The organism is Xylanibacter brevis P6B11 (genome assembly GCF_000621825.1).
Taxonomy (GTDB): Bacteria; Bacteroidota; Bacteroidia; order Bacteroidales; family Bacteroidaceae; genus Prevotella; species Prevotella brevis.
Genome location: NZ_KK211353.1, coordinates 200,624 through 221,992, shown reverse-complemented (window position 1 = coordinate 221,992; position 21,369 = coordinate 200,624). Strand labels below are relative to the sequence as shown.

Annotated in this window: 13 protein-coding genes; 7 read left to right on the top strand and 6 right to left on the bottom strand. The window is 50.5% G+C overall.

All coding sequences use genetic code 11. The features are described from left to right. Positions 1 to 15 precede the first annotated feature (15 nt). Both miaA and T496_RS0112495 read left to right on the top strand, forming a co-directional pair. Positions 16 to 957, top strand: coding sequence for a tRNA (adenosine(37)-N6)-dimethylallyltransferase MiaA (miaA, locus tag T496_RS0112500; RefSeq protein ID WP_044111277.1), 942 nt, complete (start codon positions 16 to 18; stop codon positions 955 to 957). Beyond that, the gene (locus T496_RS0112495; RefSeq protein ID WP_027451054.1) at positions 945 to 1,877 is read left to right on the top strand and encodes a diacylglycerol/lipid kinase family protein; all 933 of its coding nucleotides are present in this window, start codon (positions 945 to 947) and stop codon (positions 1,875 to 1,877) included. Before miaA ends, T496_RS0112495 begins: the two co-directional genes overlap by 13 nt. A 35-nt stretch (positions 1,878 to 1,912) precedes the next feature. Here the strand turns inward: T496_RS0112495 and T496_RS0112490 are convergent, their stop codons facing one another. After that, entirely contained in the window at positions 1,913 to 2,551 is a 639-nt protein-coding gene (locus T496_RS0112490) for a Crp/Fnr family transcriptional regulator (RefSeq protein ID WP_027451053.1), read from the bottom strand. A 281-nt stretch (positions 2,552 to 2,832) separates the two neighbouring features. Here T496_RS0112490 and T496_RS0112480 point away from each other — a divergent pair, with 281 nt between their 5' ends. Genes T496_RS0112480 through T496_RS0112470 form a run of 3 tightly spaced genes read left to right on the top strand, consistent with a single transcriptional unit; the run spans position 2,833 to position 7,550 of the window. Continuing rightward, positions 2,833 to 4,782, top strand: a complete 1,950-nt coding sequence (locus T496_RS0112480; protein WP_197018967.1) for a glycogen debranching enzyme N-terminal domain-containing protein — start codon at positions 2,833 to 2,835, stop codon at positions 4,780 to 4,782. A 16-nt stretch (positions 4,783 to 4,798) separates the two neighbouring features. Beyond that, a complete protein-coding gene (locus T496_RS0112475; protein ID WP_027451051.1) occupies positions 4,799 to 6,067 on the top strand; it encodes a glycosyltransferase family 4 protein in 1,269 nt (422 codons plus the stop codon). A 37-nt stretch (positions 6,068 to 6,104) separates the two neighbouring features. Further along, entirely contained in the window at positions 6,105 to 7,550 is a 1,446-nt protein-coding gene (locus T496_RS0112470; protein WP_027451050.1) for a glycoside hydrolase family 57 protein, read from the top strand. 107 nt (positions 7,551 to 7,657) lie between these two features. Here the strand turns inward: T496_RS0112470 and T496_RS0112465 are convergent, their stop codons facing one another. Next, positions 7,658 to 12,163: a rhamnogalacturonan lyase family protein gene (locus T496_RS0112465; RefSeq protein ID WP_027451049.1), complete on the bottom strand. Its 4,506-nt coding sequence runs from the start codon at positions 12,161 to 12,163 to the stop codon at positions 7,658 to 7,660. Between the two features lie 244 nt (positions 12,164 to 12,407). Between T496_RS0112465 and asnA the strand changes: the two genes are divergently transcribed. Both asnA and T496_RS14230 read left to right on the top strand, forming a co-directional pair. Next, the gene (asnA, locus tag T496_RS0112460) at positions 12,408 to 13,445 is read left to right on the top strand and encodes an aspartate--ammonia ligase (protein WP_027451048.1); all 1,038 of its coding nucleotides are present in this window, start codon (positions 12,408 to 12,410) and stop codon (positions 13,443 to 13,445) included. A gap of 203 nt (positions 13,446 to 13,648) precedes the next feature. After that, entirely contained in the window at positions 13,649 to 17,302 is a 3,654-nt protein-coding gene (locus T496_RS14230) for a rhamnogalacturonan lyase family protein (RefSeq protein WP_155808900.1), read from the top strand. Between the two features lie 244 nt (positions 17,303 to 17,546). Here T496_RS14230 and T496_RS14225 read toward each other — a convergent pair whose 3' ends face one another. From T496_RS14225 to clpA, 4 genes are all read right to left on the bottom strand, one after another. Next, entirely contained in the window at positions 17,547 to 17,924 is a 378-nt protein-coding gene (locus T496_RS14225; RefSeq protein ID WP_081783665.1) for a HigA family addiction module antitoxin, read from the bottom strand. Next, positions 17,908 to 18,201: a hypothetical protein gene (locus tag T496_RS0112445; RefSeq protein WP_231478053.1), complete on the bottom strand. Its 294-nt coding sequence runs from the start codon at positions 18,199 to 18,201 to the stop codon at positions 17,908 to 17,910. Before T496_RS0112445 ends, T496_RS14225 begins: the two co-directional genes overlap by 17 nt. A 274-nt stretch (positions 18,202 to 18,475) precedes the next feature. After that, a complete protein-coding gene (gene aat / locus T496_RS0112440; protein ID WP_027451046.1) occupies positions 18,476 to 19,123 on the bottom strand; it encodes a leucyl/phenylalanyl-tRNA--protein transferase in 648 nt (215 codons plus the stop codon). Then, a complete protein-coding gene (gene clpA / locus T496_RS0112435; protein WP_081783664.1) occupies positions 19,101 to 21,368 on the bottom strand; it encodes an ATP-dependent Clp protease ATP-binding subunit ClpA in 2,268 nt (755 codons plus the stop codon). The genes aat and clpA overlap by 23 nt, the downstream gene beginning before the upstream one ends. Position 21,369 lies beyond the last annotated feature (1 nt).

Below are 21,369 nucleotides of genomic sequence, written 5' to 3'. Positions count from 1 at the left end.
TTTCGTACTTTTGCAATGGATATGAAACAGATGATAACCATACTTGGTCCTACAGCCAGCGGAAAGACGCCTTTGGCCGTGGCCGTGGCAAAGCGGGTGGACGGCGAGATTATCTCGGCCGACTCGCGTCAGGTGTATCGCAGAATGGACATCGGTACCGGTAAGGACCTGGTGGAATATGATGGCGTGCCTTTTCATCTGATTGATATCTGCGAACCAGGTACGAAATATAACCTCTTTCAATATCAACAGGATTTTCATCGGGCTTATCAGGATATCCTAGAGCGAGGACGAACACCAATTCTATGTGGTGGCACGGGCCTCTATATCGAGGCGGTGCTGAAAAACTATCAGTTGTCGCCTGTGCCTCAGAATCCTGAGTTGCGTGCAAGTCTTGAAGGGAAAAGTCTTGAAGAACTGACACAGATGCTCAAGGAACTGAAAGCCAAGAATGGTTCTGTGATGCATAACACCACCGATGTCGATACGGCTCAACGAGCCATCCGAGCCATCGAGATAGAATACGGCAGTCAGCAGCTGCAGTCTTCACAGGAGGCTGAAGCCATGAAAGCATCTGATGGAATAGGAGAGGGCGCACTGCTTATTGGCGTCAACATTGACCGTGAACTGCGTCGTGAGAAGATCACCAGGCGACTGAAGGCCCGACTGGACGAGGGTATGGTTGACGAGGTGCGTGGGCTGATGGCAGAAGGTATTTCCGCAGAAGACCTTATTTATTACGGGCTGGAGTATAAGTACCTGACGGAGTATGTCATTGGTAAACTGACCTACGAGGAGATGTTCCGACAGTTGGAGATTGCTATCCATCAGTTTGCCAAGCGTCAGATGACCTGGTTCCGTGGCATGGAAAGACGTGGTATGCATATCCATTGGATTGATGCAACGCTACCGATGGAAGAGAAAGTTAATAAGATAATCGAGATATGGCAGAAGTAGAGAGATGGGGTATTCTTTATTGTCCTAAAAAGGGTCTAGGACGTCACCGTAAGCATTGGATGCGCATTCAGCAGGAGCTGGACAGTCGTGGTGTGCTTTATGATATGGTTCAAAGCGAATCTGTTGACAGTGTCGAGCGCCTGATGACGATGTTGATTCGCAATGGCTATAAGACCATCATCATCGTGGGTGGCGACTCGGCCTTGAACGATGCTGTGAACTGCCTGATGCGCGAAGAGGAAGAAGTGCGAAACCGCATCTCTCTGGGTGTGATTCCCAATGGCTTGTTGAACGACTTTGCCCGCTTTTGGGGCTTCACCGAGCGTGAAGATGCTCAGTCTATCGAGTGGTTGCTGAAGCAACGCGTGAGAAAGGTGGACCTGGGTTGCATCACTTATAAGGATGACGAGGGGCATGACGTGAAGCGCTATTTCCTGAATTGCATCAACATGGGACTGATAGCCGATATCATGAACTTGCGTCGTCAGGCCCGTCAGAAGTTAGGCTCCGTCAAGTTGGCCTTCCTGTCTTCCCTGGTGGTGATGATATTCCATCGCCACGATTACAAGATGCGTATTGATATCAACTATGAGGTTATCGATCGTAAGGTGATGACCGTTTGTGTCGGAAATGCTCTTGGTTATGGACAAACGCCTAATGCTGTGCCTTATAGTGGCATGCTGGATGTGTCGGTGGTGTATAATTCCAGCATCAAACAATTGTTGAACGGCCTTTGGCTGCTAGTCACAGGACGATTGCTGAACCATCGCAGCGTGCATCCTTATCGTACCAGGAAGTTGAATATCGAAGAGGCTAAAAAGATCCGAATAGGCATAGATGGCCGACTGTGGGAATCGCCTGCCGATTCTTTTTCTATTCATGTACTTCCTGAGCAGATTAATTTCCTGATACCCGATTAATAAGAGGGATTTTGCAGCATGAAATCATAGGAAGATTATTCCTTCTGCGAAATCCACAAGAGTTTCTTTTCGTCGAGGATGGTGTAGCGCCTTCCGTCTAAAGCAATGACACCCTCGTTGGCAAATGCTGACAGAGTGCGGATGGCATTGCTGATGTCCATATAGGCCGCATTGGCAATCTCTTTGCGGCTTGGGTGGGCATTGAGGGTCTTGCCATCGGCCTCGTATCCGCATTTGTCCCTAAGAAACAGTAGCATGTCTGCCATCTTGCCGCGTATGTGTTTTCTCTGAAGATTTTGGATTCTGCGTATCAGCGTGTCGATACGTTCTGAGAAGGTGCGAATATACATCAAGGCTATCTGGGAGTTGGTCTCCACCAGGTGATAAACGATGTCGTTGGGCAGTTTAGCAACAATAGAGTTTTCGGTTGCAATAGCAGTAAACTTATACACACCTTTATCGAAGGGTGGCTGACTGGCAAAGATATGTCCCGCAGGCACCATGTTGATGATGTGCTGCTTGTTGTCAAGACCTACTATTTCGTTCTTTACGCGACCTTTATAAACAAAGTAGGTATGTGTGGCTGTATCGCCTTCGTTGAATATGACTTCAGCCTCTGTGTGATGTTCTATTTCCAAATGTTCCAAGAACGTGTTGCGTTGCTCTTCTGTCATGACATGCCAAATGTTTGATATTGATTTGGCAATTTCAATCTTGTCGTTTATCATTCGTTTCCTAAATAGAATCCTAGTTGTACATAATGGTTTACCGTGGACAAAGTTACGTATTTTTTATATAAATGTCAAGAAAAAGATGATGAAAAAGGCATTTTTTCCATAAAAAGCAAAATAATCAGGCTTTTTTTTTGTTGTGACACAAAAAATGTGTACTTTTGGGAAATCAAAATCTAAAACTGAAGATACGAAAAGAAGAAACCTTTAAATAAATAGGAACTATGAGTTATTTACGATTTGAGAAGGCCGTGATGACAAACTTGGAGGAGAGTCTTCGTCGCGAATTACTCCGTACAAACCGTTCTGGTGCCTATAGCAGTTCTACACTGGTGGACTGTAATACGCGAAAATACCATGGACTGCTGGTTGTTCCAGTACCCGAGCTTGATGATGAAAACCATGTACTTTTGTCATCGCTCGATTGTACGGTGATACAACATGGCGCGGAGTTTAACTTGGGACTCCACAAGTATCAGGGCAACAACTACAGTCCTAAAGGACACAAGTACATACGTGAGTTCGATGCTAGCGTAATTCCTACGACGACCTACCGTGTGGGTGGTGTGATCTTGAAGCGCGAAAGCATTTTTCAGGCTTACGAGGACCGCATCCTGATTCGATATACGCTCGAAGATGCTCACTCGGCTACCACGTTGCGCTTCCGCCCCTTCTTGGCATTCCGTTCCGTTCGACAGTTCACCCACGAGAATTCTGTGGCCAGTCGCGAGTATCACGACGTGGAGAATGGTATCAGGACATGTATGTATGCAGGTTATCCTGACCTGTATATGCAGTTCAACAAGAAGTGCGAGTTTGTGTTCCAGCCCGACTGGTATCGTGGCATTGAGTATCCAAAAGAGCAGGAGCGTGGCTATGCGTCTAACGAAGACCTCTACGTACCTGGCTATTTTGAGTTGCCCATCAAGAAGGGCGAGAGCATTATCTTTGCCGCTTCTACCTCAAGTAGTAAAACCGGTAGTTTGAAAAAACTGTTCCAGGACGAGTTGAATTTGCGTACACCGCGCGACAACTTCTATCACTGTCTGGTAACAGCTGCTCATCAGTTCCATAACCGCAAACCCAACGACGACCGCTATCTGCTTGCAGGCTATCCTTGGTTCAAGGCACGTGGCCGCGACACGTTTATTGCTCTGCCAGGTCTGACGCTTTCTATTGGCGAGAACGACTATTTTGAATTGGTGATGAAGACGGCTGAACGCGGACTGTACGAGTTTATGGAGGGTAAGCCTCTCTCCGTACAGATTTACGAGATTGATCAGCCTGATGTCATGCTGTGGGCCGTGTGGGCCATTCAGCAATATGCCAAATACGAGGGCCGAGACCGTTGTTTCGAACTCTATGGCAAATTGCTGAACGATATTGTGAAGTATATTAAGAACGACAAGCATCCCAACCTGCGTTTGGATGACAATGGGCTTGTTTATTCTAATGGTCGCGATAAGGCTGTGACTTGGATGAACTCTACGGCCAACGGCCGTCCTGTAGTGCCTCGTTCTGGCTATATTGTGGAGTTCAATGCATTGTGGTATAACGCCTTGAAATTCTGCGCATCGATGGCTGGTGAACATAACGACCCCAATGGCGCCGCTATGCTTGAGGATATTGCAGCAAAGTGTAAGCAGTCGTTCGTAGATACTTTTGTCAATGAGTATGGTTATCTGCTCGACTATGTAGACGGCACCAACATGGACTGGAGTGTTCGTCCTAATCAGATCTTTGCCGTGGCGCTCGACTATTCGCCCCTTTCTCAGCAGCAGATGAAGAGCGTTGTCGATATCTGTACCCGCGAGTTGCTCACCCCCAAGGGACTGCGTTCGCTGTCGCCAAAGAGTGGAGGCTATAATCCTATGTATGTAGGACCGCAGACACAGCGCGACTATGCCTACCACCAGGGAACGGCATGGCCATGGCTCGGCGGTTTCTATATGGAGGCCAGCCTGAAGCTCTACAAGCGCACCCGTCTGTCGTTTATCGAGCGCATGATGGTGGGCTATGAGGATGAAATGGACTATCATGCCATAGGCACTATCTCAGAACTCTTCGATGGTAATCCTCCATTCCATGGGCGTGGCGCCATGTCGTTTGCCATTAATGTGGCAGAGATTCTGCGCACCATGAAATTGTTGGAGAAATACACATATCAAAAATAAATAAGGAGGAACGACAATGAAAGTATTAATGTTTGGATGGGAGTATCCTCCTCATGTGTTTGGCGGACTCGCCACTGCAAATTATGGTATATCTGAAGGTCTGAAGGCTCAGGGCGATATCGAGACCGTGCTCTGTCTGCCACATCCCTTTGGAGATGAGAGTCAACATGCTTGTCGCATCGTGGCGATGAATGCGGTGCCCATAGCTTATCGCGACGTGAACTACGACTATGTGAAGAGTCGCGTGGGCAACATTATGGATCCTGACTATTATTTCCGTCTTCGTGAGCATATCTATGCTGACTTCAACTATATGCATGTCAACGACCTCGGAGCAATGGAGTTTGCCGGTGGCTATCCAGGCAATCTGCACGAGGAAATCAATAACTATTCTATCATTGCTGGCGTGGTGGCCCGAACAGAGGAGTTCGATATCATCCACGCTCACGACTGGCTGACGTTTCCTGCTGGCATTCATGCCAAGCAGGTCAGTGGCAAACCGCTCTGTATCCATGTGCATGCCACCGACTTTGACCGCAGCCGAGGCAAGGTGAACCCCACGGTCTATTCTATCGAAAAGAACGGTATGGACAATGCCGACTGCATCATGTGTGTGTCGGAACTGACCCGTCAGACTGTCATTAACCAGTATCATCAGGACCCGCGCAAGTGCTTCACCGTGCATAATGCTGTTTATCCTTTGCCACAGGAGTATCAGGATATTCCTCGCGAGGATCATACGGGCAAGGAGAAGGTGGTTACGTTCCTTGGACGTATCACCATGCAGAAGGGTCCAGAGTATTTTGTTGAGGCTGCCAACATGGTGCTGCATCGCACCCGCAACGTGCGTTTCTGTATGGCGGGCTCAGGAGATATGATGGATGCCATGATTTATCTGGCTGCCGAACGTGGTATAGCAGACCGTTTCCACTTCCCCGGCTTTATGCGTGGCAAACAGGTTTACGAATGCTTGAAAGCTTCAGATGTCTATGTGATGCCTTCGGTCAGCGAGCCTTTTGGTATCTCACCGCTTGAAGCGATGCAGTGCGGTACGCCTTCTATCATTTCGAAGCAGTCTGGCTGTGCTGAGATTCTGGACAACTGTATCAAGGTGGACTACTGGGACGTGCACGCATTGGCCGATGCCATCTACTCTATCTGTGTCAACGAGTCGCTGTTCAACTACCTGAAGGAAGAGGGCAAGCGCGAGGTCGATCAGATTACGTGGGAGAAGGTAGGCCGCTGGATACGCACCCTCTATCTGCGCACCCTTGGCTGGGAATAGTAATAAAATTGATAATAAATAAATGTAATTGATAATTATGAAGACGATTTGTTTATATTTCGAGATACATCAGATTATTCATCTAAAGCGTTATCGTTTCTTCGATATCGGTACCGATCATTACTATTACGATGACTACGAGAATGAGCGTAGCATCAGTGATATTGCGGAGCGTAGCTATATGCCGGCTCTCAATGCGTTGTTGCAGATGATCAAGGACAACGGCAAGTACTTCAAGGTGGCTTTCTCACTCTCTGGAACGGGTATCGAGCAGTTGGAGTTCCATGCTCCCCAGGTTATTGAGAAGTTGCAGGAACTGAACGACACTGGTTGTGTGGAGTTCCTGGCCGAGCCTTATAGCCACGGTCTGTCGTCGTTGGCCAATACCGAAGCCTTTATCCGCGACGTGCAGAAGCAGTGCAAGAAGATTGAGGAACTCTTTGGCAAGAAGCCTACCGTGTTCCGCAACTCTTCACTCATCTATAGCGACGAGATTGGTGCTCAGGTAGCAAGCATGGGCTTCAAGGGTATGTTGACCGAGGGCGCTAAGCATGTGTTGGGATGGAAGTCACCACACTACATCTATAATTGTAATATGGCTCCATCGCTGAAGTTGCTGTTGCGCGATGTGGAGTTCAGTGATGATATCTCTTTGCGTTTCAACAATGCCGAGTGGGAGGGGTATCCACTTTTTGCCGATGCCTATATCGATCGCATTGCTCGTCTGTCTGAAGATGAACAGTTCATCAATATCTTCATGGAATTATCGGCTCTGGGCATTGCTCAGCCGCTGAGTTCAAACATCCTGGAGTTTATGAAGGCACTGCCTGCATGTGCTAAGACCAAGGGCATCACCTTCTCTACACCTACAGAGATTTGCTTAAAGACCAAGAGCGTAGGCGCCCTTGATGTGCCTGATACGTTGTCATGGGTTGACGAAGAGCGTGATGTCAGCTGTTGGTTGGGTAATGCTATGCAGCATGAGGCCTTCAACAAACTGTATAGTGTGGCTGATCGTCTGCTCATTGCGAATGATCCACGACTCAACCAGGACTGGGACTATCTGCAGGCAAGCAATAACTTCCGCTTCATGACCACCAAACCTTCTAATGTAGGACTGGATCGTGGTATCTATAGCGGCCCATTTGATGCGTTTACCAATTATATGAATATCCTGGGCGACTTTATCAATCGTGTGAATGCACTCTATCCCGAGGAGATTGACAATGAGCAACTCAACTCTCTGCTCACCACCATCAAGAACCAGGGTGATGAGATTGAGATGAAGGATATTGAGATTGAACGCCTGAAGGCTAAGTTGGCTAAGCTGCAACCCAGTGAGACAGAAAAGCCCGCAGCCAAGAAGTCTGCTCCAGCTAAAAAGGCACCTGCTGCCAAGAAACCTGCTCCAGCTAAGAAGGCTGCACCGAAGAAGGCTGCTAAGAAAGCGACTTCTGAAGCAAAGGCTGAAGAAAAGAAATAGAAACTATCATTTTAACCATAGAAAAAGAGGGCGTTTCTTTATTTGAAACGCCCTCTTTTATTGTGTAATAGTGGCACTTTCGCATCGTGAAAGTGCCACTATTGATTTTATCTTACCACGTACTTACGTCCACGAATGACGTAGATGCCGGGTTTCAGTCCTTCCAGTGTGGTAGCCTGCTGACGTACCATACGACCGAAGCTGTCGTAGATGTCCTGAGGATTCTGCACAGAGATCTTTGGTCTGATGGCAGTGTCCACGTCTTTCACGATGAGGATACCCTCGCTGATGCGGCTGGTGTCCCATGTGATACCATTGGTGTTCTGCACTTTTGGAGTACCGCTGAAACTGTTGGCCTTCCACAGGCGGATAGAGTCGCCAGGGGCCAGTGTGTTCGTCTTCGAAGGTGTCACGATGATCGTACCGTTCATGGTCAGCGTGTTAATGCCACCAATGAACGAACATCCATTGTAAGTGCTAGTAGCACAAGCTGCTGCGTTGATAACGAGTGTGCTGGTAGCGCTCATGTTGACGTTCTTCGAACCAAAGTAGAGTGTGCCAGTGGTAGAACCATTAAACGCACCAGGCTTCACCATTCCGTGGATGGTGTATGAAGAGTTCTTCAACGATTTGTCTGCAGAGTTGTTGCCAGAGAGTGTGCCTGCCTCCTTCACGGTGAGGGCACCCGTTCCCAGACTTGTACCATCCTTGATACACATCTCGCCTTCGTTGACATAGGTAGCACCCGTGTGATTGCAGGCTGCACTCCATGTCACCTTACCAGTACCCACCTTGATCAGTTGTGCGTTGGCGGTCACCACTACGTTGGTGGTCCAGTTCTCATCGTTACCAACCTCCCAGGTGTTTGTACCGCTGACACCGCTGCCGAAGTCACTGTTACCACCCAGTGATCCGTTGCCGACCACCTTACCGATGCGTAATGTTCTTCCAGAGTTCAGCACCACAACACCGCTGGGGATATTCAGCGTGCCGTTAGGCATACCGTTGCTGGTGTCCAGTGTGAATCGTCCGCCTGGGTCGCCATTGCTGGTAACCGTCAGTATGCCAGCAAAATTATTCAGTCTCAATGCCATGTGAGTACGTGTGGCATACCAGTAGTTTGGATTAGTACCACCCTTGCGCACAGGACATGATACCGTCAGTGTACCTTCACCTGAAATGGTATTGGAATAGGTAGCATCATTCACTGTGTTCCAAGTGCCCGACTTGCCTTTAGGAATATAGATGTTATAGCTGGTACCGGTGTTTTCGTCCAGTCGTCCACCTTGGAATTCTACTGTTTTGGCAGGTGTGGGGGCATTGATACACTGCACCGCACCGCCAGCGATAACCAGACGTTCCAGTGATGAGTTGCTGGTGTTCAGCTTCATCCAGCCGTTGCCCTTCTTAGTCAGTTTCGTACCGGTCATGTAAGACGCAGCGATGAAGTCATTGGCGTTGTTGATCACACCACCTTCTTCTCCCATGAACTTGATTGGAGAACCATTGTTCACAGCTGCTGTGGTGTTCAGTTCTGCGCCATTCTCAATGATGAACAGGTCGCTGTTGCTCGTGACGGCACCCAGGTTACCCTTAGCCTGATTAGCGTTGGCCAGCGAAGAGACGACGACCACACCTTCCGAGATGCGATTGCCGCCCTTATAGCTATTCTCGGTGTTGATGGTCAGCTTACCAGAGCCCTGCTTCACCAGTCGGCTGTTGCCCACGATACTTCCTGTTCCCATCAAGGTTATGTCCTTCGTTCTGTTGACCACGATGTCGCTGGTCTCCACATCGTCACTAATGTTGATAGAGCTAAACTTACCCTCGTCGTTGAATGTCACCTGGTCGCCCGTTACGAAGATCATGCTTTCGCCTTCGCCATCGGCAAAGTTCTCGCTGATGCCGAGGTCCCAAGTGCTTGATTGAGCACCTGTCCAAATTACCTGGCTGGCATCGCGTTGATTCTCGATGATGAGGTAGAGCTTGTCTTCCTCTAATGCCAGGTAGCTCTTCTGCTTGTTGCTCAGTCCTTCAAGTTTGATGTTCTCCAATTTGCCCTTCAGGGTCTTTACCTGTCCCAGCAAGTATTTGCCCTCGGCCAGTTCCTCGTTCGTGTTCAGTTTGTTAAACTGGAACACAGGCATCTGGTACTTTGGTCCATACTGCCAGATTTTCTTCTCTATCGTCAGCAGTTCGGCGTTGATCTGGTCAGCCTTAAATTCACTGTTCAAGTCGAAGACCATGCGTGAGCCAAAGCCCATCAATAGTGAATCGGTAGTAATTGAACCAATGTTGTCCTTGCGGCCAGGATACAGCTTAGAGTCATAGTCCATCTTGATGCTGCGGAACTTACCACCATCGCTGTAGAGCTCGGCAAAGCGGTTCATCCACACCGAAGTGTTGAGCATCGAACCGTCGAAGTTCACCTTACCTGCCCAGATGTTGGTTTCGCCCGTATAGGTCATATCCACCTTAGGCAGGTTCAGCGTACCGTCACCCTGCTTCACGAGTCGCATATCGCCCGTGAAGGCAGCACCCTTCACGTCGCAGGTGTAATACGTATAGTTGATGCGTCCAGTGCCATTTGTTGAAGTAGAACCGGTGCCTTGAACCCAAGAGGGCGTGTTGAAGGTCACCATATAGGGCTTAGCACCCTCGGCCACATTGACCGTCATGTCGTTGGTCTCACATACGATGACATGCTTGTCGTTCAAAGCAGCAGAGATCGTTCCGTTGTTGGCCACCTCCGTGCGATCGGTCATCGTGAGTGGGGGAGGTGCCATGGTGATGCCTTCCATCTCGCCGAGATAGTAGCTGGCGTGAGGAGGCTGGTTGTAGCCGATAGACTCCCACACCATGCCCTGGCGATACTGGTGGTCGTGCCACAAGCTGTAGTTGCGCCAAGCTGTAGCGATGTTAGTAGTGTATACGCGTACATATTTATTATCTGCTGTACGTGCAATGATCTCTTCGCGCCAGTCGCCCAGCACATCGCCTGTTGCCGAAGGCGTATTCTTCGTCCAGTTACAGTTGGCTGTGCCGTCGGCTGTGAAGATACGTGTGCCGTCGGCCTTTACCACCATGGCAGCACCCTCGCGCGATGAGGCACCGTCGAGTCCCTCTTCCAGCAAGTCACCATCCCAGTAGATGCGGAAGTTCAGTGTAAATCCGGCAGGACCATTGGGCAGCACCTTGTCTGAAACGCATGATACAACGCCCGACTGACTCGATTTACCGATAGCGCCAGGGAAGTCGTTAGAGAAGTTACCACACAGTGCACGGCCGTCATCGCTGGTCGATTGCAGACGATAGTAGATCTTACCAGTCGTACCATCTCGATAGTTCATAGCAGGCTGATCTTCATTACAGGTGAAGATCTCCTGACCATGACGATAGGGGTCAAAGTCTGAGCAGTGCTGAGCATCACCATGTCCAAAGCCAGTGGTGTGGAGTCCCTGACCATTATCGTCGATCACCATAGAACCGAAGCAGATCTCATCACGTCCGTCCCAGTCCACGTCGGCAATACCGAAGTTGTGGAAGCCCTGACCATGGTAGGGCCACGATTCGCCGCGAAATTCCCAATACTGTGTCAGCTTGTGGGTTGCGGGGTCCACTTGGAATGCTTTCATGTGGTGCTTCGTGTAGCAGCCACGTCCTAAGAAGATGAATGGATGGCGTCCGTCCAGGAAGGGTGCACCGAAGTAGTGCTTCGTAGAGCGGTGACCATAGCCGTCGCCCCAGTCATTGACGCTGCCACGGGGTAGGGGATAGTCCATCCATAGCGCACCGTCATTGCCGATGGCATAAGGCTTGCCGCTTGCACCCTCCAGATAGAGCAGGTATTCAGCACCCGTATTGGTGTAGGTCATGTTGGCCGTTTGGTTCACGGTGTTACGTGTGTTCACGTTCATATTGCCGATTTCGGTGGTTGTACCGTCGTTATGATGGATAATCATGTTGTCGGCACCGCGCAACAGGATTTCAGCCTTGCCGTCGCCGTCCCAGTCGTAGCCCACAGCATCATACTGCTCGTCGGGGCCCGACACCATGTTTGGACCCAGGTCGATGTACCACAGACGATCGCCCTTGATGTTGTAGCACTCCAGCAGGTTGTAGGCGGGTGCGTTCACCGAGCTGCCATCTATGTAGTTGCGCTTCATGATGAATTCGCTCACGCCGTCGCCGTCAACGTCGGCCAGCGCGATGTCGTTGATACTGTAGTCTGACGTGATGTCGTTGCCTTGGCGGTCTGTCACATTCTTCACAGCAAACTGAATGTACTGCTGTTTCAGGCGGGTCACAGCTTCGCATTTAGTCTGTTCCTTGCCGCGAACCACAGCAGCCACCTGGTATGTGGCACCGTCCTTGCCGTCCTTGTCCACATAGTTAGAAACCTTCAGCGGTCCTGCAATCTTGGTACCGTCGCGATAGAGGTTGTACTCCGTATCGTAGTACTCCTCGGCAAAGATGCGCCAGCTAACAAACGAGCCAGCCCCCGATGGAACGGCCACAAGACCACGATCTAGCTTGTCTGTGGTTCTTTGAGCCCATACGTTGCCCATCATCGTGAAAACCGTCATGAAAAGTAGTAGTAATACCTTCTTCATAGAGTTTTAATTGATTAATGTTAGTAATTTATTTTTGGTTTGGGTGCAAAGTTACGAAGAATGTATCTAACTACCAAACAATTTGTTAGAAAAGTGTATTTTTTACCCTTAATTGGCATTTTGAAGTACAATTAGTTACTAAAACGCTCAAATTGATAACTATTTGAAAATATTTTAGGCACTACCGTTTGCAGTTTAATATTTTATTATTAACTTTGCGCCCGAATTTTTAAACCATGAGAATATGAGTCAAGTCATCAAGCCCATCGCCTATCAGCCGTTGCTCGACATGAGACAGACTGAACAAGGTATCAAGTTGATAAAAGAGTTTTTTCAGGCTAACCTCTCTACCGAGTTGCGTTTGCGTCGTGTCACCGCCCCTTTGTTTGTATTGAAGGGACTGGGTATTAATGATGACCTGAACGGCGTGGAGCGTGCTGTGACGTTCCCCATCAAAGACTTAGGCGATGCCAAGGCCGAGGTGGTACATTCTTTGGCTAAGTGGAAGCGCCTTACGCTGGCAGAATACAACATCGAACCTGGCTATGGCATCTATACCGACATGAATGCCATCCGTGCCGACGAGGAGCTCGACAACCTGCATTCTCTCTATGTTGACCAGTGGGACTGGGAGGCTTCTATCCGTCGCGAGGACCGCACTTTGGCCTTCCTGAAAAATATCGTGGAGCGTATCTATGCAGCCATTCGTCGCACCGAGTATTTGACCTGCGAGACTTATCCCCAGCTGAAGCCTTTCCTTCCCGAAAAGATCCACTTTATCCATGCCGAAGAGCTGCTGCAGATGTATCCCGACAAGACGCCAAAGGAGCGCGAGGATGCCATCTGTCAGAAATATGGTGCCGTGTTTATCATCGGTATCGGCAGCAAGTTGAGTAATGGCGAGAAGCACGACGGACGTGCCCCCGACTACGACGACTGGAGCACCATCGCCGAGGACGGTCGTGAGGGCCTCAATGGCGACATCCTCATCTGGTATCCCGTGCTGGGTCGTTCGTTCGAACTGTCGTCAATGGGTATCCGCGTGGACAAGGAGTCGTTGCTGCGCCAGCTAAAGATTGAAAACAAAGAAGAGCGCATGCAGCTCTATTTCCACCAGCAGTTGCTCAACGATAAGTTGCCACTCTCCATCGGCGGTGGTATCGGTCAGAGTCGTCTCTGCATGGTGCTACTGCACAAAGGCCACATCGGCGAGATTCAGGCCAGCATCTGGCCCGACGACATGCGCCAGCAGTGCAAGGAGATGGGTATGACACTTATTTAATAACAGACAAGCATAAGAATCAGTGGAGGCAGGAAGCATCATTTTCCTGCCTCCTTTTTTTGTTAATTAATGTTTGCAACGAGACCTTTTTTCGTGAAATAATTGTGCTACTGACAATTATTTCTTATTTTTGCACCACCTAACCATAACTACTTTTTTACTAACTATAAACTATTTTAAAACTATCTAACTCATTAAAAACAATGAAACACTTATCAAAGTACCTATGCAGGTATGGAAGCATAGCTCTGTTGGCTATCCTTTCGTTTCTTTTCGTGACTAATGTTTCAGCACAGCGCAAGACCGATCAGCTGGATCGTGGCCTGGTGGCCGTCAAGGTGTCGCAGGGCGTGTTTGTCAGTTGGCGCGTACAGGCAGACGAGTACTATGGCGTGACGTACAAGCTCTATCGCAACGGTGCGCTGATAGCTCAGAACCTCTATGCTTCCAACTATGCCGATACCAGCGGCAGCACATCCAGTCAATATACCGTGGCTGCTGTGCGCAATGGGGTAGAGGAGGCACAGTGTGCCGCCGTCACTCCCTGGCAGAATCAGTATTTCGAATTTCCCGTTTCCAACGTGCAGGCTCGTAGTGGCGTGACCGTGTGGAAACAGAATAATCCCTCTACGGCGATGGCCAACTATGTGATCAACGACATTTCGCTGGGCGACGTTGATGGCGATGGAAAGATAGACTTCATCGTGAAGCGCAAGAACCAGACCGATCAGGATAATCTCTTCCCCGCCAACAACTACCAGATGTTCTGTCAGATCGAAGTTTATGCTTCCAGCATCAACTATGGACGTCTGTGGTGGATTGATTGCGGACCCAATATATGCTACGGTGCTGATGAGCAGTGGGATGCCGTAGCTTTCGACTGGAATGAGGATGGTGCCTGCGAGGTGCTCTATCGTGGTGGCGCCAACACCGTTATCCACCATGCTGACGGCACCACCGAGACCATTGGCAATGTCAACGAGAACATCCGCAATGGCATCACGCACACCGCCAATATGACCTTCTCTAATGCTGGTGAAGAGTGGCTCATGTATATCAATGGCCGCACAGGTCGCACCTACGACGTTATCTCTTATCCACTGCCTCGCGGCAACGCTTCCGACTGGGGTGATTCCTATGGTCACCGCTCCAGCAAGTATTTCATGGGCGCCCCCTACATGGATGGTGTCAATCCCTATATCTTCCTGGGTCGTGGCATCTATACCAAGATAGATGCCTGTACTTATCGCGTGAACAAGAGCACTAATAAATTATATAAGGTGGGCAACACCTGGCACAGCTACAACAACAGCGGTTGGAACGGTCAGGGCAACCACAACTTCTCTATTGCCGATGTCGATGAGGATGGCAGCGACGAGATTATCTATGGCTCCATGGTGCTCGACTTCCACACGGCCGACAACTCGCTGCATGGCTGTTCTTCTACAGGTCTCGGTCATGGCGATGCTGCCCATACTGGCGACCTGGATCCCTACCGTCGTGGTCTGGAGACCTTTGCATGCAACGAAGACCGTCCTTGCAACAACTTCCGCAATGCCACCACCTGCGAGATCTATGCCCGCACACCCGGCAGTGGCGACGACGGACGTGCCATGGCTGGCAATTTCACCAACCAGTATCCTGGTGGTATCGGTGCTTCGACAGGCTCGGGCATCATTCCTCTGAGCTATGTGCAGCCCAACCCCACATCGCCTGTTTACATCAGTGGCATGGCCAACAACTGGAATGCGCAGACGCCTTACCCCATGGCGCTGAACTTCCGTATCTATTGGGACGGCGACCTGCTGTCTGAGACCATCAATGGCCCTGGCTCTAACGAGAGCTATCTCTATATCGACAAGTTGGGACAACGCATCTTTGACACGGGCCACGGCTCGTATGCCACCTCGTGCATCAACGGCACCAAGAAGAACCCTTGTGCCACAGGCGATATCCTGGGCGACTGGCGCGAAGAACTGGTGGTACGCTCTTCAGATAACCGTTTCATCCGTGTCTATACCACCGTCACACCTACCGAGCATCGCATGCAGTCGCTGTGGTACGACCATCAGTATCGTCAGGCCATGGTATGGCAGACCGAGGGCTACAACCAACCTCCTCATCCCAGCTTCTTCGTGGGCGAGCTAGAAGGACTCACGCAGGCTCCCCCCGCACTGACATGGACAGGTCGCACGGGCATTGGCAACAACGGTTCCATTACTACCGCCCTCAATGGTCGCGACGTGTTTGTATGGCCCGACGGCAATGGCTCTCAGTACACGGTCAATATCAATGCTGGTGCCAAGCCCTCGACGCTCTTCCTGAACTCACGTACCACCATCGAGGGTGGTGATCGCGTGCAGTATCTCGAGACGAAGCATACCTGGGACCGCATCCGTCTCACTGGCAATGGCCTTTCTGGCACCACCAACCTCTGTAAGCAGGGCTCTTCTGCCGCTCATCTGCCCTTTACCACACATACCCACACGGGTAAGACCGATGTTTGGCAGGGCGCGCTGATCTGTAATGGTAGCATCACCAACAGCGACGTATGGGCCAACCGCTTCACCGAACTGTTCTTTGGTTCTGACTTGGCTGCAGTCGAAAGTCAGTACAAGTCTGTTAGCATGGAGTATGGCTCTGCGCTCTATATCACCAGCCACCAGAAGACCACTCCTTATGTCAACGATAACGGCTATGCCCACCTCACCATTGGCAACCTCATCATCAAGGAGGGCTCACGTCTGGTGTTCGATATCAAGGGCAGCGGCAATGCCAATGGCGACCGCCTGAACATTGGCACCCTTTTCGTACGCACGCAGAACTGGCAGTATGGTCCTCAGTACTTGATGCCTGTCATCGACATCCGCTCTGCCGGTGCTTTGGCCGATGGCGACTACCTGTTGGGCACGCTCCAGGGCATGGCTACTGGTTCGGCCAGTCTGCTCGACGTGAAGGTGGAGTGTAGCGCGCAGGTTAATGGACACTTCGGCACGGTGTTCTTCAACCAGGCCAACAAGAGCTATTACCTGCACGTGGGTACGGCCATCGATGCCACTTATCAGATTGATGGTGCTACCTATCTCGACGTGCTGGTACAGAACTTTGAAGGTTCCAACTGGCAGGACAACTGGACCATCGCCCTGCCCGGACGCCTCACCGCTGTTCAACAGTCGAATGGCGCCAGCGGTTCTAAGTGCATTTGGCTGAAGAGTGTGCTCGATGCCAACAACGGCACCTCGGCTACCTATACCATTCCCGCCATCAGCGAGTATGCCACCACCACCTCATACGAGTTCAACTTCGACTTCGCCCAGACATCCATCATCGGCAGCAATGCCGACCGTGCTGGCGAAATCATCCTGCGCGACCAGAGCAATGGCGCCATCGTTACCTTCCGTGCGTTCACCGGTGCTACCACAGGCGACATCGTGGTCAATGGTACCGTCTTGGGTCACTATGGTGTCACCAAGGGCACTTACTTCAAGTCCGAAACAGCTCCCACCATCAATCACCACGTATCACTGCGCTCTTCGCAGGCCGGCACCTTCCTCTATGTCGATGGTACCAAGTACACCGTTGGCGCATCGTTCGTCAAGGTGGGCAGCATCCTCTACAACACCAACCGCTATGCCGGTCAGGCACAGTTCGACAATATCCTGTTGAACTGTCGTGTGGAGAACAACTACGCTTCGCGTATGTCGCCAGAAGAAACCACCAGCGTTGCACCTGCAACCCGTCAGGCAGTGCCCGTGGCTTATTACACCCTCGATGGCCGTCGCATCCAGCATCTTGAGAGTGGCAAGGTTTACATCGTAAAACTGTCGGATGGCACTGCAAAAAAGGTAAGATTATAAGTCAATAATGCCACTTTGCGTATGGCAAAGTGACGGTATCAGAATCATTCTAGACTCTAGAAAAGCTATTTCTAAAGTCTAGAATGATTGTTTCTAGACTCTAGATGTTACATTTCTAAAGTCTAGAAATGTGCTTTCTAGACTCTAGAATGATATCAATAGTTACCCTTTTGCATGGCAAAAGTGGCACTATAACAACAGAAAAGTGGCACTTTACGATGTGTAAAGTGCCACTTTTCTGTTGTTAAAATACGCATGCCCAGCCGAATCTCTTAACAATTTCCTGTAGTAGGTTTCGATCACTACTTGGAATGGTGACTGTGACTGTCTCTTGTTGCGGATTGCTTCTCGGAATATCAGCGCTTGCCGTTTCTAGCTCATACTGTGCCTGTGCGGAGAGAAGAATTTTGGCTGGGAGACCGATAGTGGACTCTATCTTCATGGCCAGTTCTGCCGTGAGTGCTCGTTTGCCATTGAGTACTTCGCTCAAATGTGAGGGCTGTGTGCCAAGCATCTGTGCAAAAGCTTTCTGACTGATGCCCCTCTCTTCGAGCTCGGGCTTAATCATCATTCCTGGGTGTACCGCCATAAATGGCGTCGGATTATCATTTCTTGTTGCCATAATGAGTGTTGTCTAAATCTAAAATCGTAATTCTAATTCCGCCTTCGAATTCACGGAAGATGATTCGCTCCACCATTCCGTTGACAACTCGGATGGAACTTTTGCCATTAGTCCCAGAGAGCTGTTCGTAGTGGAGAAAAGAGATGGAACGGAGATCGCTAGCACGTTCAGAAAGTCGCAGATAGTTATATGCAGTAGCGAGGGCATGCATAAATTTCTTATTGCGCATGTACTTCTTATACTTGCTATTACGCCCCGTCGTGATGAGTTCTTCCAAATCCTTGTCGTCAAAGATTATTTGCATCTTAATATATAATTTTGTGGCAAAGATATTAATTAATTCCCAATAATGGGAATTTTTCTACGCTTTTCTATGTCATTTTAACATTTGTCCTGTTTTAAACTGGTCAGTTAAGTCATTTCTTGAGATAAATAACAAGAGTGTTCCAATGCAGCACAATCATTAAAAAATGTGTTTTTTGTGTCACTTCGTTTTTAATCTCAGAAAATAATTGTAACAAATAACGTGACCTCCATCGCCTTTACTTAAACTATCCGATAAGTTTCATGTATTCTTCGTAGGAGATGTGCCGTCCGCCCATGGAACGGAGATGAGTCGTTTCAAACTGACAGTCGATGAGGCTCCCGCCGTTTTCTCGCAACACCTGAGCCAGGTGGATCAGTGCCAGTTTCGAGGCACTCGGCACCAACGAGAACATGCTCTCGCCAAAGAAGGCCGCACCGATGGTGATGCCATACAGTCCACCCACCAGCTGACCATTGTCCCACACCTCGACGCTGGCTGCAAAGCCCTGGTGGTGCATCTCGGTGTAAGCACGAATCATATCGGGTCCCAGCCATGCTCCCTCGGTGGTGTCGCGGTCTTGTGCCATGGCACAACCATGAATCACGCCGTCGAAGTCCTTGTTGATGGTCACCTGATAGCGCTGACTGCGTATGAGCTGGCGCATGGAGTGGCTGATGTGTATCTCGTCGGGGAAGATGACGAAGCGCTGCTGCGGACAGTACCACATCGGCTCCGGGCTGTCGCGATACGAGAACCAGGGGAAGAACCCGTTGGAGTAGGCCAGCAGCAGACGGTCGATGCTGAGGTCGCCACCCACGGCTATCAGCCCGTCGTCTTCTGCCAGACTCGGATGTGGAAACCACAATCGTTTATCTAATTGAAAGATGGCCATGGTCTGTTGTTATATTGATGTTGCCGCCCTGTTTCATGCTGCCAAACAGAATCTCGTGCGTCAGCAGGGGTTTCAGACGACGGGCGATGACGCGATCCATCTCGCGTGCACCATAGTCTTTGGTGTATCCTTCCTTCAGCAGCAGGTCGAAGGCTTCGTCGCTGAGCGTCATCGTGACGTGCTTCTGACTGAGCTTCTCGCGCAGTTCGTCGAGCTTCTTGTTGAGGATGAGGCGTGCCATCTTCTCGTCCATGTCGTTGAACACCACGGTGCCCGACAGGCGGTTGATGAACTCAGGCTTGAAGGTCTTCTTGACCTGTCGCAGCATCGCCTCGCCGCGCGAGGCACCACCTGTGAAACCGATGGACGCCTGGGCCGCATATTGTGCGCCGGCGTTCGACGTCATGATTAGAATCACGTTGCGGAAGTCGGCCTTGCGCCCTTTGTTGTCGGTCAGGCGTGCATAGTCCATCACCTGCAATAAGATGTTATAGATGTCCTGATGCGCCTTCTCTATCTCGTCGAGCAGCAATACGCAGTTGGGCGTCTTGCGGATGGCATCGGTCAGCAGACCACCATCCTCATAGCCCACGTAGCCTGCTGGCGAGCCAATCAGTTTGGCCACCGTGTGCTTCTCGGTATATTCACTCATGTCGAAGCGTATCAGTTCGATGCCCAACACCTTGGCCAATACGCGAGCCACTTCCGTCTTTCCCACGCCGGTGGGTCCCACAAACAGCAGCGACGCCATGGGCTTGTTGTCGTCCAGCAGTCCGGCGTGCGACATCTGCACGGCTTCCACCACCTGTCGGATTGCTTCGTCCTGTCCGTAAATCTTTGCCAGCATCTGTGGTGCCATCTGCTCCAGCTGCTGATGCTCGTCGGTTGCGTTGACTGCCAGGGCATCCACCTTGCAGGTCTTTGCCAGCACCTCGGCAATGTCGGCCTTGGTCACCGTTGCCGTCTCGGCATTCTCATTGTTCTCTTCAGCCTGTTTACTCTCGTAGGCAGCTCCCGCCTCGTCTATCAGGTCGATGGCCTTGTCGGGCAGAAAGCGGTCGTTCACGTATTTTGCGCTGGCATCCACCGCAAAGTCGATGGCATCGCTGTCGTACTTTACGTGGTGGAACGCCTCGTAGCCTTGTTGCAACTGTCGCAGGATATGCTTGGTCTCTTCGGTCGAGGGCTCGGGGATGTCAATCTGTTGAAAACGACGTACCAGTCCTTTCGAGCGCGAGAAGTGGCTGTTGTACTCCTCGTAGGTGGTGCTGCCGATGAAGCGGATGCTGCCCGCCTCGAGATAGGGCTTCAGCATGTTAGAGGCATCCATGGCCCCTTCGCCCGTGGCACCGGCTCCCACCAGTGTGTGTATCTCGTCGATATACACGATGTTAGCCTCGCTTTCGGCTTCGATGCCGTCCATGATCATCTTGATGCGGTTCTCAAAGTCGCCGCGATACTGGGTGCCTGCCAGCAGCGTGCCGATGTCCAACTGGTAGATACGTGCGTCCTTCAGGCGTTCAGGCACACGGCCTTCAGCAATCATGCGTGCCAGTCCCCACACCAGTGCCGTCTTTCCGACACCCGGTTCGCCCACGTGCAGCGGGTTGTTCTTGTCGCGTCGGCACAGCACCTGGATGGTGCGAGCCAGCTCTGCTTCGCGTCCTATCAGTGGGTTGTGTTTCTCGTACAGCTCGTTCATGCAGGTCACCAGTTGGCGCCAGGCCACCTCGTGCTTCTTGTCGTAGTCGCCAAACAGGTCGTCTTCCTCGTTGTCTTCCTCGTACGAGTCGCTTAGGAAATCCTCCATCTCATAACTGTCTATCAGCCGACTCATGAAGTTGCTCACCTTATTGCCGAGCGCACTTTTCAGTATATAGGCGGCCCACGACTCTTCCAACTGCAACAGGGCGTCCACCATGTGGGGCACGTCAACCTCTTCGGCGCTGCTGGCCTTTACCTGCTGCCATGCCATGTTGATGACCTGTGTCAGCTGTTCCGATATATCCGGTGCGTAGTCGCGGTCGGTGGGCACGATCTCCAACTCTAGCAGTTTCTCTCTGACACTCTTTCTCAGTTGTTCCGGATGGTAGAAAATATGTAGTGTCTGATAGAACTCGAAGTCGTTGGTGAGTGTCAGCAGTAGATGCTCGGGCATTACAAACTCGTGTCTCAATGCCTGGCAGCAAGCCACGGCTTCTTCCATCACGCGACTAGCCCTTTTGGTTCGTTTTATCTCTGCCATA